The following is a 15,377-nucleotide window of genomic DNA, read 5'->3' on the forward strand; positions in this document are numbered from 1 at the left end:
TGCTGATGAGGAACCCCTGATGAATGCAAAAGTATGGCTGGTCGGTGCCGGCCCTGGCGACCCTGAACTGCTCACCCTCAAGGCAGTGCGTGCGTTGCAGCAAGCCGCCGTGGTCATGGTCGACGACCTCGTCAACCCGGCAGTGCTTGAGCATTGCCCGCAGGCCCGGGTGATGACCGTGGGCAAGCGCGGCGGTTGCCGCTCTACACCGCAAGCGTTCATACAGCGCCTGATGCTGCGCCACGCGCGACAGGGTCGTTGCGTGGTGCGACTCAAGGGCGGCGACCCTTGCATCTTTGGCCGTGGCGGTGAAGAGGCGCTGTGGTTGCAGGGGCATGGCATCGAGGTAGAGGTGATCAACGGCATCACCGCCGGCCTTGCCGGGGCCACCCAATGTGGGATTCCCCTGACTTCACGGGGTGTGAGCCGAGGGGTGACGCTGGTGACGGCGCACACACAGGACGATAGCGAGCTGAACTGGGCGGCCTTGGCTCAGGGCGGAACAACGCTGGTGGTATACATGGGGGTGGCGCGGCTGGAGCAGGTGCGCCAGGGATTGCTGGCGGGAGGCATGGCGCCGGGGATGCCGGTGGCGATGATCGAAAATGCCTCGCTGCCGCAGCAGCGGGAGTGCAGAAGCGATGTGCAGGGAATGGTGGAAGCTGCGCGCGGGTTTGGCTTACGTAGCCCGGCGATCTTGGTGATTGGGGAGGTGGTCGGAGAGCAACTGGCTCCGGGGCGCATCGCAATCGCTGGCTGACCTGGGGGCAGCCTTTGAGGTCGGTTAGAACCCAGGCAAAGAAAAACCCGGCCGAGGCCGGGTTTTTCATGAAGCTTCACACCAATTACTTGGCCTGGGCTTCTACCTGAGCTTCAACGCGACGGTTGATAGCACGGCCTTCTTCGGTGGCGTTGTCAGCAACCGGACGGGTTTCGCCGTAGCCAACCGAGTCAACACGGCTGGATTCTACGCCGTACTGCTGGGTCAGGACTTGCTTCACAGCGTTGGCACGACGCTCGGACAGCTTCTGGTTGTAAGCGTCTGGACCCACGGAGTCAGTGTGACCTTCAACCACGGTGGTGGTTTGTGGGTACTGGTTCATGAAGTCAGCCAGGTTTTTGATGTCGCCGTAGCTGTTAGGCTTGACGACCGACTTGTCGAAGTCGAACTTGACGTCCAGCTCAACGCGAACGACTTCGGCAACAGCCGGGCAGCCGTCGGCGTCAACGGTAACGTTGGCCGGGGTGTCTGGGCACTTGTCGACGTTGTCGCACACGCCGTCGTTGTCGGAGTCGGAGCAGACTTCAGCAACTGGAGCCGGAGCAGCTTCAGCTTGCTTCGGGCTACCGCCGAAGTTCAGGCCAACACCAACGCTCGGGGCCCACTCGGTGTCGCCCTGGTCGATGTTGTACTGAGCTTCTACGCCGGCACGGGCGTAGAACATGTCGGTGATGTACCACTTGGCACCAGCGCCAACGTTGGCGAAGGTGGAGTGGTCACGACCGCCACGGCCGGTCTGACCCAGCGACTGGTGCGAGAAACCAGCGGAAACGTATGGACGGATAGCGTCGTACGGGTTGTTGAAGTGGTAAACGGCGTCCAGGGCGGTGTTCGAGCCCTTGATGTTCTTGCCGTCTTCGCCACGAGCGTTGTGCACTTCGTCGTAGCCCAGACGCAGCTCGACGTCGTCGGTCAGGAAGTAACCGATCGAACCGCCGAACAGGTTGCCGTCGTTCTTGAAGTCGCGCTGGCTGTCGAAGAATTCTTTCTTGTAGAAGATTTCAGTCTCGACGGCGCCTTGACCTTGTGCCATAGCGCCAATCGAAGTGGCGGCTACAAGCGAACCAATGGCCAAGCCCAAGGTGTTTTTCAATTTCATCCGTTAAATCCCCATCTGGTGATAGTTAAGCAGTCCCACCACAAACAAGAGGGACAACTCGACGGCGAGTCTAGCAGAACTCGCCGGTTCGTTAGAGATACTTGCACGCCTCTAAGTTTCATCAAGGCCGGCAAATTTCTCCCGAAGCTTGTCTAGCGCACGCTTGTAACGCATTTTCGTGGCGCTCAGGCCCATGTGCATGATGTCGGCAATTTCCTGAAACTCCAGCTCTGCGACAAAACGAAGCACCAGAATTTCCCGGTCAATCGGGTTCACATGCACCAGCCACTTGTCCAGCCCGCCTTTTTCTTCCGGTTTCGGAGCCTTGTCTTCGGACGCCTCTTCAACAGGGTCCAGACTCAAGGCATCCATCAACCGACGTTTGCGGCGCTCCTTGCGGTACTGGGTAATGCACTCGTTGTAGGTGATGCTGTAGAGCCAGGTCTTGAACTTCGACTTACCCTCGAAGTTTTTCAGCCCGTACAGCACTTTCAGCATCACTTCCTGACAGACATCGTCCGCGTCACGGTCGTTCCCCAGATAACGCGCACAGACGTTGAACAGGGTCCGCTGGTAGCGCCGCATGAGCTCCTCATAGGCGCGGGTAACGTGGTACAGCTCCTCATGCGAACGCGCCACCAACTCTTCGTCTGTGAGCTCGCGGGGGTCATAGCGCATGGGCGGCGAATGAACTTTATTCAAAACGGATCTGGCCGACAGTCAGGTCAATGTCGCCGCGCGACCCCGTGGGTCGAATTTCGCGGCGGCATACATTAACAGCTTTTGTGCGGTTAGCGGCTATTGACTCGCTGTTCAAGCAGCTCGCGGTTAGACAGCGACACCAGTTCGCCATCATCGGTCAGCAGCGTCGTCTTCACCGTACCGATCTCCTCGATATGCCCTTCGACCTCTCCAATCCGCACCTGCTGGCCCACTTGGTACAGCTCGCGTACGTAGATGCCGGCCAGGATCTGCCCGGCGATTTCGCGACTGCCAAGGCCCATGGCCAAGGCAACGGCCAGACCAACGGTAATCAGCCCGATAACGATGACGTGGTTCAGCAGGTCGGTTTTCACTTCCAACTGGCTGATGGCCACCGAGATGCTGATGATGATCACCAGACCTTGGGTGATACGCCCCAGGCCCGCCGAGTATTCCAGGCCGATACCTTCGGCAGCGCCACGTACCAGGCCGTTGGCCACCTGCGCCAGCAGCACGCCGGCCAGCAGCACCAGGGCCGCGCCGAACACCTTGGGCAAGTACAGGGCGAGCATGTCGAGGGTTGCCGAAACCCGCTCCAGGCCCAGCGATTCCGCGGCCGAGACCAGGAAAATGAGCAGCACGAACCAGTAGACGATCTTGCCGATCAGGGTCGAGATCGGCACCTGGATACCGCCCCGACCGAGCATTTTGGTTAGGCCGGTGCCGGCCATCAGGCGGTCCAGGCCAAATTTGGCCAACAGTTTGGACAGCAGCGTGTCGAGCAGCTTGGCCACCACGAAACCGAGCAGCACCACGACCAGCGCGCCGAACAGGTTGGGGATGAAGTTCGCTACCTTGGTCCAAAGGGCAGTCATCGCGGTGACCAGGCTCTGGGTCCAGAGATCGAGTTCCATATTCAATCGGCCTTATCTGCTTTGCTGCCGCTGGCAGCGTTGCGGGAAGAGTGTCGACGCACCGGCGCAACGTGCGCCGAGCCATTGTTCACGGCAATCAGCAGCGCCTGGCACCAGCGGCCAAGCAAGCTGAACAGATCACCCGCGCCAACCTGGCGGTTGGCGGTTTTCAGCACGCGACCCAGGCAAGCGGCGTCATCCCGGTCGTCCCGGTCATTGCCGGAGGGTGACGCCTTGAGCAGGTCGCGCAGGGATTCTTCAAACGGATCGTGCATGGGCACCTCGCGCAGTGTCAGCAAGAGACGAGATGGCCGGGCAACGGGTCACACATCCCGTTGGGACGAATGTTTCAAATTGCACAGCTATACCCACCGCAACCGCCGGAACAGCCACCACTGCCCCACGGCCAACCCCAGCACGACGATGCAGGCGAACAGGAAGCCCAAAGGGTTTTGCGCCCCGGGGATGCCGCCGACATTGATGCCCAGCAGCCCGGTGACAAAGCTCATGGGCAGGAAGATGCAGGTGATGATGCCAAAGCGGTACATGGTGCGGTTCATCCGCTCGCTGCGCCGCCGGTCCTCGCTTTCCAGCACCAGTGCAGCGCGTTCGCGGGCCAGCTCCAGCTCTTCGAGATAACGGATCAGGCTGTTGTTGAGTTCATTCCAGTAATCGGCGTCGGCATTGGCGAACCAGCTCCATTTGCTGCGCGACAACTGCGCGTAGATTTCCCGTTGCGGGGCGAGAAAGCGGCGCAAGCCAGCGGCGCGACGGCGGATCTGCTGCAGGCTGCCCTGTTCCGGGGTATACCGCTCGTCGGATTCAACCTTTTCTTCCTCCAGGTCGACCAGCTCGGCCAGGTCGCTGACCAGGCCCTGAACCTTTTCGGTCAGCAACTCGCCCATCAACAGCAACAGTTCCGAGGCCGATTTCGGTCCCCTGCCCTGTTCCAGCAGCTGGAGAATTTCATCGCTGGCGCGCAACGGCCTCAGGCGCAGCGAGATAACCCGCTGCGCCTCGGCAAAGATGCGTACCGAAACCATGTCTTCGGGCTCGGCACCCGGGTTGAGGTTGACGCCCCGCAGGAACAGCAACAGCTGTTCGTCCGCCAAGGGCAGCAGGCGCGGCCGGGTGTTTTCTTCCAGCAGCAGCTCGCAGGCGAACTCGCTCAGGCCGCTGTCGTGCAACAGCCAGGTACGGGTTTGCGGATGGCTGCGGTCCCAGTGCAGCCACAGGCTCTGCTCCGGTTGCAGCTGCAGGTCATCCAGTTCGGTACGGGCAATCGAGCGCGCGCCGCCTTTGCCATCGAGCACCAGGGCATGCACCAGCCCCCACTGCGCGTTGTCTTCCTCCAGCATCAAAGCTCCATCAGCGCGTGCAGCGCATTACTCCGGCATTTTCAGCGGGCTCGGCGAAACCAGCACGCCATTGTTGTCGGCATATACATACTCGCCCGGACGGAAGGTTACCCCGGCGAAGGTCACCACCACGTTGAGATCGCCAATACCGCGTTTGTCAGTCTTCATGGGGTGACTGGCCAGGGCCTGCACGCCGACGTCGGTCTGGATCAGCACGTCGACATCACGCACACAGCCGTAGATCACCAAGCCTTCCCAACCGTTTTTTGCGGCTTTTTCGGCGAGCATGTCGCCGAGCAGCGCACGGCGTAGCGACCCCCCGCCATCGACTACCAGTACTTTGCCCTTGCCGTCGAGTTCAACCTGCTCCTTGACCAGCGAATTGTCCTCGAAACACTTGATGGTGACGATCTGGCCACCGAACGAGTCGCGGCCACCAAAATTGCTGAACATCGGCTCCAGTACTTGTACCAGGTCCGGGTAGGCGTCACACAGGTCGGGCGTTACGTAATGCTGCATGGGAAGCTCCTGTCAGTCACAACGAAAGCGGGTATCGGCCAAGGCTACACCTTGGAGGCTGTCGCAGTCATCCGGGACCGGGCAGTCATTTGTATTCATCCTGTCTCGGCCCTTCCACGCGTGACCCGTTCCTGCACAGGAACGCGCCGTTATCCAGGTGTAGGAGCGGGTTTACCCGCGAATACGGTGGCGGCGTCAACGGTGAACGGCGGAGGGAAATTGGCCAGCAGGGCCGGCCCTTTCGCGGGTAAACCCGCTCCTACGACGGCCTGTGTCCACCACCAATCTGTGTAGGAGCGGGTTCACCCGCGAAGAGGCCATGACAGGTGCAGCAAAGTCAGCTGGCAGGCACAGGTTCCGCAACCGCAGTGGACGCATGCACCGGCAGCAGCGGATTGCGCAGCCAGCGCTCCACCAGCGGCCACACCTGCACCTGCGCGGCCTTGCTCACCAGCATGTCGACATGCCCGAAGGCCTCGAAGCCCTCCTCACGCCCCAGCCGGAGGAACTGCTTGCGCTCGCCGCCCAACTGCTCGAACAGCTTGCGGCAGGCCCACACCGGGTCCTGGAAGTCCCCAGCGCCGGCCACCGCCAGCAGCGGCACATCCACCTCTGCCAGCCCCGCCCACCAATCGTGCTTTTTGTCGCCAAAGCGCCCGAACAGGCCGTGCCAGCGCATGCTCTCCAGGGCCAGGCCTATCGGCTCGTCTTCAGGCCCACGCTTGAAGCGTGGCCCGGATATCTGCCCCCAACGCTTGAGCACCAGCTTCGCACCCCAAGCCAGCGGTGGCACTTTCAACGGCCAATAGACACGGCTGATCTGGGTGCCGAACAACGCCACGCTGGCCACTTGCTCGGCAGCCAGAAAACCACCGCCCAGCGCAGCTACCAGGGTGGTGCCACCCAAGGAATGGCCAACCCAGTGTGGCGCCTGGCCCGACTGCTCGCGCACGAATGCGTTGATCAACGGCAGGTCATCACGGGCGTAGGCGGCAACGCTGTTGTGCTTCCAGTCCTGGTTACGCGGCGACAGGCCATGGCCGCGCATTTCCGGGATCCAGACATCGAAACCGGCGCGCGCAAGATAGGCACCCAGGCCAACCCCTTTGGGCGAATACCAGAAGCGCCGATTGGAAAAACTGCCGTGCAGGAGAACGACCGGCACGCCTTGGGCCTGACCCTGGTCGGCCAGCCCCAGACGGGTGATGGCGAGCTCGACGCTGGGGTCCGGGCCATTACCGGCCTTGATCCGATACACGTCTTCGCTGAGATCGCCGCGGCGCTCGGCACTGAGCAGGGCCACGGGGAATAGAGTGCTGCTGCTTTGCATAAGGTTGCTTGGTGCACAAAAAAGGGCGGGATCCATTGCTGGAGCTCGCCCTGGAAAAAACCAGGCAAGAGGACGCCAGACGTCCCCCTGCGTTTTACAGCCTCAGGCCGCGCCTTGGCCTTCGGCCAGGAAGAACCAGGTCTCGAGTACCGAGTCCGGGTTCAGCGATACACTTTCGATGCCCTGTTCCATCAGCCACTTGGCAAGGTCCGGATGGTCCGATGGGCCTTGGCCGCAGATGCCGATGTACTTGCCGGCCTTGTTGCACGCGGCAATGGCGTTAGCCAGCAGCTTCTTCACCGCAGGATTTCGCTCGTCGAACAGGTGGGCAATGATGCCCGAGTCACGGTCCAGCCCCAGGGTCAGCTGGGTCAGGTCGTTGGAGCCGATCGAGAAGCCGTCGAAGTATTCCAGGAACTCTTCGGCGAGGATGGCGTTGGACGGCAGTTCGCACATCATGATCACGCGCAGGCCGTTGTCGCCGCGGGCCAGGCCGTTTTCTGCGAGCAGGTCGACAACCTGGCTGGCTTCGCCCAAGGTGCGCACGAACGGCACCATGATCTCGACGTTGGTCAGGCCCATCTCGTTGCGCACACGCTTCAGTGCACGGCACTCGAGCTCGAAGCAGTCACGGAACGATTCGCTGATGTAACGCGAAGCACCGCGGAAGCCCAGCATCGGGTTTTCTTCTTCCGGCTCGTACAGCTTGCCGCCGATCAGGTTGGCGTACTCGTTGGACTTGAAGTCCGACAGGCGCACGATGACCTTTTTCGGGTAGAAGGCCGCCGCCAGGGTGCTGATGCCTTCTACCAGCTTCTCGACGTAGAAGCCGACCGGGTCGTTGTAGCCGGCGATGCGCTTGTCGACGCTGTCTTTCAGGTCGGCAGGCAGGCCCGCATAGTTCAGCAGCGCCTTGGGGTGCACGCCGATCATACGGTTGATGATGAACTCCAGGCGTGCCAGACCGACACCGGCGTTGGGCAACTGGGCGAAGTCGAAGGCGCGGTCCGGGTTGCCGACGTTCATCATGATCTTGAACGGCAGTTCCGGCATGGCATCGACCGAGTTTTGCTTGATGTCGAAGCCCAGCTCACCTTCGAAGATGAAGCCGGTATCGCCTTCGGCACAGGAAACGGTCACGCCCTGGCCGTCTTTCAGTACCTGGGTAGCATTGCCGCAACCGACTACCGCCGGAATACCCAGCTCACGGGCGATGATCGCCGCGTGGCAGGTACGGCCACCGCGGTTGGTGACGATGGCACTGGCGCGCTTCATCACCGGTTCCCAGTCCGGGTCGGTCATGTCGGAGACCAGTACGTCGCCCGGCTGGACCTTGTCCATTTCCGATACGTCGTTGATGACACGAACCTTGCCAGCGCCGATACGTTGGCCAATGGCACGGCCTTCGACCAGCACGGTGCCTTTCTCTTTGAGCAGGTAGCGTTCCATGACGTTGGCGCTGGAACGGCTCTTCACCGTTTCAGGGCGGGCCTGGACGATGTACAGCTTGCCGTCGTCACCGTCCTTGGCCCACTCGATGTCCATCGGGCGCTGGTAGTGCTGTTCGATGATCATGGCCTGCTTGGCCAGCTCGCTGACCTCGGCATCGGTCAGGCAGAAGCGTGCGCGCTCGGCGCGGTCGACTTCGACGGTCTTGACCGAACGGCCGGCCTTGGCTTCGTCGCCATAGACCATCTTGATCGCCTTGCTGCCCAGGTTGCGGCGCAAGATGGCCGGACGGCCGGCCTGCAGGGTGTTCTTGTGCACGTAGAATTCGTCAGGGTTGACTGCACCCTGTACGACGGTTTCGCCCAGACCATAGGCACCAGTGATGAATACCACATCGCGGAAGCCCGACTCGGTGTCGAGGGTGAACATGACGCCGGCGGTGCCGGTTTCGGAGCGGACCATGCGCTGCACACCGGCAGACAGGGCAACCAGCTTGTGATCGAAGCCCTGGTGCACGCGGTAGGCGATGGCGCGGTCGTTGAACAGCGAAGCGAACACTTCCTTGGCCGCGCGGATCACGTTATCGACGCCGCGGATGTTGAGGAAGGTTTCCTGCTGGCCGGCGAACGAGGCGTCCGGCAGGTCTTCGGCGGTAGCCGAGGAACGCACGGCAACGGCCATGTTGTCATTGCCGGCGGCCATTTCGGCGAAGGCCGTACGGATTTCCGAATCCAGACGTGGCGGGAATTCGGCTTCCATGACCCACTGGCGAATCTGCGCGCCGGTCTTGGTCAGGGCGTTGATGTCATCTACGTCCAGTGCGTCGAGCGCAGCGTGAATCCTGTCGTTCAGACCACTCTGTTCGAGAAAATCGCGGTACGCCTGCGCCGTAGTGGCAAAGCCGCCCGGCACCGATACACCAGCACCGGCAAGGTTGCTGATCATCTCGCCCAGGGATGCGTTCTTGCCCCCCACATGCTCCACATCATGGACGCCGAGCTTATCGAGGGAAACTACGTACTCTACCAAGGTGATCTCTCCACTAACTGTGTTGGAAAAGCTCAAAAGGCGCCCGCCTGTCTTCTTTGACTTGGCCGGGCGTTTGTGGCCTGTACCTGGAAAATAGGCTCTGCAAATGTGGCAGAATGTCGACAGCCGCATTCGGCAAACCGAACTTATCATATCCAAGAATCGTCATCAGCTTAAGGCCCAGATCGCAAATGAAACGAACCGCGTTCTTCATCTCCGACGGCACGGGTATCACTGCCGAAACCCTGGGCCAGAGTTTGCTCGCGCAATTCGAGAGCATTCCCTTCAACAAATTCACCCGTCCTTACATCGATTCACCGGACAAAGCGCGGGCCATGGTCCAGCAAATCAACGCTGCGGCCGAGCGGGATGGGGTCCGTCCGATCATCTTCGACACCATCGTCAACCAGGACATCCGCGAGATCCTGGCGACCTCGAATGGCTTCATGATCGACATCTTTTCTTCGTTTTTATCCCCACTTGAGCAGGAATTGATTGCCCATTCGTCGTATTCCGTGGGCAAATCCCACTCGATCGGCGGCAATTCCAACTACATGGAACGCATCGAGGCGGTGAATTTCGCCCTGGATAACGACGACGGTGCACGCACCCACTACTACGACAAAGCCGACCTGATTCTGGTTGGCGTGTCGCGTTGCGGCAAGACCCCAACCTGCCTTTACATGGCCATGCAGTTCGGCATCCGTGCCGCCAACTACCCGCTGACCGAGGACGACATGGAGCGCCTGCAACTGCCGGCGGTGCTGAAAAAGCACCACAACAAGCTGTTCGGCCTGACCATCGACCCCGACCGCCTCACCGCCATCCGCCACGAGCGCAAGCCCAACAGCCGCTATTCCAGCTTTGCCCAGTGCGAGTTCGAAGTACGTGAAGTGGAAAGCCTGTTCCGCCGGGAGAACATTCCCAACATCAATTCCACGCATTTTTCGGTGGAAGAAATTTCCGCCAAGATCCTGGTCGAAAAAGGCGTGGAGAGGCGGTTCAAGTAAACCTGTCCGGGCCCGCTCCCCTGTAGGAGCGGGTTCACCCGCGAAAGGGCCGGCCCTGCTGGCCAATCTCCCCGGCCGCTCACCGTTGCCGCCGCTACCGTATTCGCGGGTAAACCCGCTCCTACACAGATCAGTGTTGGACACACGTCGAGGGTTGGACACAGGCCGTTGTAGGAGCGGGTTCACCCACGAAAGGGCCAGGCATACAAAAAAGCCCCGGCATCACTGCCGGGGCTTTGTTTTACCTCACCACAAGGCTCAGGACGGCACCACGGCTGCCTGCCCACTCATGGCCAGGTCGACCAGCTCGCGGTTGGCCACCGCGTACATCGCATAGTCAATACCCGTGGCATTGCGCAGGTCGTCGAGCATGGCGCGCCAGCGTTCCACCATTCCCCGGTGCTGCTCTGCCCACAGCGCCACACGAGCATCCATGTCTTCCGGTGCATCGACCATCTGCAGGACCGAAATGGTGATCGCCCGCTGCTGCAAGTCGATATCGTCGCGGAATGCCTCGCGGGCCAGCGCCTGCCAGTTGTTTTCCACCGGCAGGTTGCTGATTTCCTGCAGGTACCAGGTCAGGTCCAGCGCGCTGCCCACGGCGAAGAATGCCTTGGCCACCTGCGCCGGCTCATGGCCGGTAACGTCGGCCGCTTCAATGATCGGCAGCAGGGTGTACAGGTGGCTGGTACCTGCCACCATACGCGCCAGCAACTCCGGCACACCGGCCTCGACAAAGCCCTGGTAGCGCACCATCCAGCGTTCGCGGGTGGGGCCTTCGAGCAGCTCATCAAGTTTCAGACCCAACTGCGCGATCTTCGGCCCGAAGTGCGCGGTATCGCGCCCAGCGTCCTGTTCGTTACGGCGGCTACGCAGGAACCAGCGGGTGGCACGGCGGCCCAGGCGCATCAGCTCGTCCATCAGGGTGAGCTGGATTTCTGCTGGTACCTGATAGTCCAGTGCCTCGATCTGGCGGAACCAGTGCGGCAGGTGGAAGATGTCGCGCACGATCACATAAGCGCCGGCCACGTTGGCCGGGCTCATGCCGGTCGACTCCTTCAGGCGCTGGACGAAGGTGATACCCATGTTGTTGACCAGGTCGTTGGCGATCTGGGTGCTGACAATTTCGCGCTTCAGGCGGTGGCGGCGCATGGCCTCGGCGAACTTGCTGACCAGGGACGGCGGGAAAGCGGTGTCCATGTCACGGGTCAGGTAGTCGTCGTCCGGCACCAGCGACTTGAGCAGTTGCTCCTTGAGGTCGATCTTGCTGTACGAGATCAGCACCGACAGCTCGGCGCGGGTCAGGCCCTGACCGGCAGCCAGACGTTCGGCCAACTGCTCTTCGGACGGCAGGAATTCGATGGCGCGGTCCAGCTTGCCACGCGCCTCGAGGTCGGCCATCAGGCGCTTGTACTCGGCAATCCGCTCGCGGGCGCGGCGGGCGGCCAACGACAGCGCCTGGGTCTGCTTGTAGTTGTTACCCAGCACCAGGCCGGCCACTTCGTCGGTCATGCTGCCCAGCAGCTGGTTGCGCTGCTTCTCGGTCATGTCGCCACCCTGCACCACTTCGTTGAGCAGGATCTTGATGTTGACCTCGTGGTCGGAGCAGTCCACGCCGCCGGCGTTGTCGATGAAGTCGGTGTTGGTGGCGCCGCCGTTCAGGCCGAACTCGACCCGGCCGAGCTGGGTCATGCCCAGGTTGCCACCCTCGCCCACCACCTTGCAGCGCAGTTCGTTACCGTTGACCCGCAGCGCATCGTTGGCCTTGTCGCCCACATCGGCGTGGCTTTCAGTGCTGGCCTTCACGTAGGTTCCGATGCCGCCGTTCCACAGCAAGTCCACCGGGGCCTTGAGCAGCGCGTTCAGCAGCTCGGTCGGGGTCAGGCGGTCGGCTTCGATGGCGAAGCGCTCCTTCATCTGCGCACTGATGGCGATGCTCTTGGCACTGCGCGGGAAGATCCCGCCGCCTTCGGACATGATGCTGGTGTCGTAGTCGCTCCAGGCCGAACGCGGCAGATCGAACAAACGCTTGCGCTCGGCAAAGCTGGCGGCTGGCTCGGGGTTGGGGTCGATGAAGATATGCAGGTGGTTGAACGCTGCCACCAGTTGCAGTTTGTCGGACATCAGCAGGCCATTGCCGAACACGTCGCCCGCCATGTCGCCCACCCCGATGACGGTGATCGGGTCTTCCTGCACGTTGATGCCACGCTCGCGGAAGTGACGCTGTACGCCCACCCAGGCGCCGCGTGCGGTAATGCCCATTTTCTTGTGGTCGTAACCGGCCGAGCCGCCCGAGGCAAAGGCGTCGCCGAGCCAGAAGCCGTAGTCGATGGCAATGCCGTTGGCGATGTCGGAGAACGTCGCGGTGCCTTTGTCGGCCGCCACCACCAGGTACGGGTCGTCATCGTCATGACGCACCACGTTGGCCGGCGGCACCACGCCACCGTCCTTGAGGTTGTCGGTGATGTCGAGCAGGCCGGAAATGAAGATGCGATAGCACGCCACGCCTTCGGCGGCAATCTCGTCACGGCTACCGCCAATCGGCAGACGCCGCGGCAGGAAGCCGCCCTTGGCGCCGACCGGCACGATGACCGAGTTTTTCACTTGCTGGGCTTTGACCAGGCCCAGCACTTCAGTGCGGAAGTCTTCTTCCCGGTCGGACCAGCGCAAGCCGCCACGGGCGACGTTGCCAAAGCGCAGGTGCACGCCCTCGACGCGTGGCGAATAGACGAATATCTCGAACTTTGGCACCGGTTTGGGCAGTTCGGGGATCAGCTTGGGGTTGAACTTGAAGCTGAAGTACGACTTGTTCTGGCCGTTTGCGTCGGGCTGGTAGAAGTTGGTACGCAGGGTGGCCTTGATCAGGTCCAGGTAGCGCCGCAGGATGCGGTCTTCGTTGAGCACCTGAACGTCGTCCAGCGCAGCCAGAATGGCCTGCTCCAGGCGCTGCTGCTTGTCGTCAAGGTCGTCCTGGGTGAGCTTGCGTGCCAAGTAGAAGCGGGTCTTGAACAACCGGGTCAGCTCGCGCGCGATATCGGTGTGGTTGTTCAGGGTACTGGCGATGTAACCCAGATCGAAGCCCAGGCGAATCTGCTTCAGGTAACGGGCGTAAGCGCGCAGCAGGGCCACGTCGCGCCATGGCAGGCCGGCAGTCAGTACCAGGCGGTTGAAGGCGTCGTTCTCGGCGTCACCACGGACGATGTGGATGAAAGCGTCCTGCAGGGTGTCGTTGAGCTGCTGGATCTCCAGGCTCAGGCCTTCGCTGTAGGTGAAGGCGAAGTCGTGAATCCAGTATTCCCGGCCATTGGCATGGCGCAGGCGATACGGGAACTCGCCGAGCACGCGCAGGCCAAGGTTTTCCAGAATCGGCAGCACATCGGACAGCGCCAGCGGGGTGTCGGCGTGGTACAGCTTGCAGTGCAGCGTGCGCTCGCCAACCTGGGTCAATGGTTGGTAGAAGCTCATTGCCAGCGGCTTGCTTTCCGACAGGCTCAGCACATGCTGCAGGTCGACCACCGCCGAGTGTGCAGCGAAGCGCTCGCGGTACCCGGCCGGGAAGCCTTTGGGGAACTCGGCAAGGATGTTGGTGCCCTGGGCTTCGCCGAAGTTCTCTACAACCAGTGCCGAGTAATCGTCATGCCACGAGCGGCAGGCCTGGATGACTTCGCGTTCCAGCTGCTGCGGGTCGATGTCGATGCGGTTCTTGGGGTCGACCCGCAGAATCAGTTGCACACGGGCCAGAACCGATTCGGAGAAGAAGGTCCAGAACTCGCAGTCGCTGGCCTTCAGACGCTCCATCAGCACCTGCTGGATCTTCTGCCGCACTTCGGTGGAGTAGATTTCCCGCGGGACGTAGGCCAGGCAGTAGCAGAAGCGGCCGTACGGATCTTTGCGCAGGAACACGCGGATCTTGTTGCGCTCCTGGATCTGCACGATTGCCATGACTGTGCTGAACAGCTCGTCGATCGGCGTCTGGAACAGGTCGTCGCGCGGCAGCACTTCCAGCACCTGGGCCAGTTCCTTGCCCAGGTGGGCCTTGGGATCGAAGCCCGAACGGCGCTCGACTTCGGCCACCTTCACGCGGATGTACGGAATGGCATGCACGCTTTCGCCATACACCGACGAGGTGTACAGCCCCATGAAGCGGTGCTCCTTGATCACCTTGCCATCGGCGTCCAGCTGACGGATCGACACGTAGTCCGGGTAGGCCGGGCGGTGCACGCGGCTGGGCAGCGCGGCCTTGGCGAACGACAGCAACAGCGGCTCGTTGAGGTAGGCCACGGCATAGTCTTCGATGCGCAGCTCTTCTGCCTTCAAACCCACGCGCAGGCGACGCGGCAAGCCGAGGAACGACTGCCCGTCGTAGACCATCTGGCCGCCATCGGCGTCGCCCTTGACGGTGAATTCTTCATAGCCCAGGAAGGTGAAGTGGTTATCCAGCAGCCACTCGAGGAAGGCCTTGACTTCGCCCTTCTCGTTTTGGGCAGGGCCAAAGGCAGTCTGCTCCACCTGCGCCACCACTTCACGCAGCTTGGCCTTCATCGGTTCGAAGTCGGCCACCACCACCCGTACCTCGGCCAGCACCTGCTCGATTTCGCGGGTCAGCACTGTCAGCTCGGCGGCGTTGGCGCAGCGGTCGATCTCCAGGTACATCAGTGACTCGTAGCACACGCCCTCGCCCTGGGTACCCTTGGGCAGCAGTTCCAACAGCTCGCCCTTGGCACCACGGCGCACGCTGAGTACGGTGGTTTGCAGGGTGTGGATGCTGTAACCACGGCGATTGAGCTCGGTGCGCACCGAATCGACCAGGAACGGCAGGTCATGGTGCAGCACTTCGACCACGGTATGGGTCGACTGCCAGCCATTGCGTTCGTAATCAGGGTTGTACACCCGTACTTGCGGATATTCGGGGTCGAAACGCTCGATGATGCGCCAGGCTGACAGGGTGCAGCCGGCCAGGTCGGAAAGCCTGCGTTGGGTGAGTTCGTCCAGAGAGATGATGCCGAAGAACTGCTCGGCGAACAGCGCCACTTGTGGCAGGGACTGCTCGCTGATGTGCTGCGCCAGGGCCGCTTGCAGTTGATGCTGAAAGTCGGCTTTGCTGGCTGCGGTGAAGAACGCCATCTGTGGTACTCCGCTTGGGCTTTGTAATAATTGAAGCGTCGCTGCGTGCGCCGTGTACGGAT

11 protein-coding genes are annotated in these 15,377 nt (G+C 61.6%); 2 read left to right on the plus strand and 9 right to left on the minus strand.

The window, feature by feature from the left end; all coding sequences use genetic code 11:
- Window positions 1-19 precede the first annotated feature (19 nt).
- Window positions 20-760 carry a uroporphyrinogen-III C-methyltransferase gene (cobA, locus tag ACF8EF_RS10405; protein ID WP_176684434.1) on the plus strand — a complete coding sequence of 247 codons (741 nt, stop codon included), beginning with the start codon at window positions 20-22 and terminating at the stop codon, window positions 758-760.
- An 85-nt stretch (window positions 761-845) separates the two neighbouring features.
- Here cobA and ACF8EF_RS10410 read toward each other — a convergent pair whose 3' ends face one another.
- The 8 genes from ACF8EF_RS10410 to ppsA all read right to left on the minus strand — a co-directional run bounded on the left by ACF8EF_RS10410 (window position 846) and on the right by ppsA (window position 9,181).
- Window positions 846-1,880 (minus strand): OmpA family protein, encoded by a 1,035-nt coding sequence (locus tag ACF8EF_RS10410; RefSeq protein WP_176684435.1) that lies wholly within the window; start codon window positions 1,878-1,880, stop codon window positions 846-848.
- 111 nt (window positions 1,881-1,991) lie between these two features.
- Window positions 1,992-2,558, minus strand: a complete 567-nt coding sequence (gene sigX, locus ACF8EF_RS10415; RefSeq protein ID WP_003248665.1) for an RNA polymerase sigma factor SigX — start codon at window positions 2,556-2,558, stop codon at window positions 1,992-1,994.
- Between the two features lie 113 nt (window positions 2,559-2,671).
- Complete coding sequence (locus ACF8EF_RS10420; RefSeq protein ID WP_003248659.1) at window positions 2,672-3,496, minus strand: mechanosensitive ion channel domain-containing protein; 825 nt, start codon at window positions 3,494-3,496, stop codon at window positions 2,672-2,674.
- Between the two features lie 2 nt (window positions 3,497-3,498).
- Entirely contained in the window at window positions 3,499-3,771 is a 273-nt protein-coding gene (locus ACF8EF_RS10425) for a hypothetical protein (RefSeq protein ID WP_028697557.1), read from the minus strand.
- An 87-nt stretch (window positions 3,772-3,858) separates the two neighbouring features.
- Entirely contained in the window at window positions 3,859-4,854 is a 996-nt protein-coding gene (locus ACF8EF_RS10430) for a zinc transporter ZntB (protein WP_176684436.1), read from the minus strand.
- Window positions 4,855-4,881: 27 nt separating this feature from the next.
- Window positions 4,882-5,373: a ribonuclease E activity regulator RraA gene (rraA, locus tag ACF8EF_RS10435; RefSeq protein ID WP_003248652.1), complete on the minus strand. Its 492-nt coding sequence runs from the start codon at window positions 5,371-5,373 to the stop codon at window positions 4,882-4,884.
- Between the two features lie 337 nt (window positions 5,374-5,710).
- A complete protein-coding gene (locus ACF8EF_RS10440) occupies window positions 5,711-6,703 on the minus strand; it encodes an alpha/beta fold hydrolase (RefSeq protein WP_256122360.1) in 993 nt (330 codons plus the stop codon).
- 102 nt (window positions 6,704-6,805) lie between these two features.
- Entirely contained in the window at window positions 6,806-9,181 is a 2,376-nt protein-coding gene (gene ppsA, locus ACF8EF_RS10445; RefSeq protein ID WP_019752139.1) for a phosphoenolpyruvate synthase, read from the minus strand.
- Between the two features lie 191 nt (window positions 9,182-9,372).
- Between ppsA and ACF8EF_RS10450 the strand changes: the two genes are divergently transcribed.
- Window positions 9,373-10,191: a pyruvate, water dikinase regulatory protein gene (locus tag ACF8EF_RS10450; protein ID WP_021785502.1), complete on the plus strand. Its 819-nt coding sequence runs from the start codon at window positions 9,373-9,375 to the stop codon at window positions 10,189-10,191.
- Between the two features lie 258 nt (window positions 10,192-10,449).
- Here the strand turns inward: ACF8EF_RS10450 and ACF8EF_RS10455 are convergent, their stop codons facing one another.
- Entirely contained in the window at window positions 10,450-15,315 is a 4,866-nt protein-coding gene (locus ACF8EF_RS10455) for an NAD-glutamate dehydrogenase (RefSeq protein WP_392460981.1), read from the minus strand.
- Between the last annotated feature and the right edge of the window lie 62 nt (window positions 15,316-15,377).

It is taken from the genome of Pseudomonas sp. zjy_15, from assembly GCF_043101865.1.
Taxonomy (GTDB): Bacteria; Pseudomonadota; Gammaproteobacteria; order Pseudomonadales; family Pseudomonadaceae; genus Aquipseudomonas; species Aquipseudomonas putida_Y.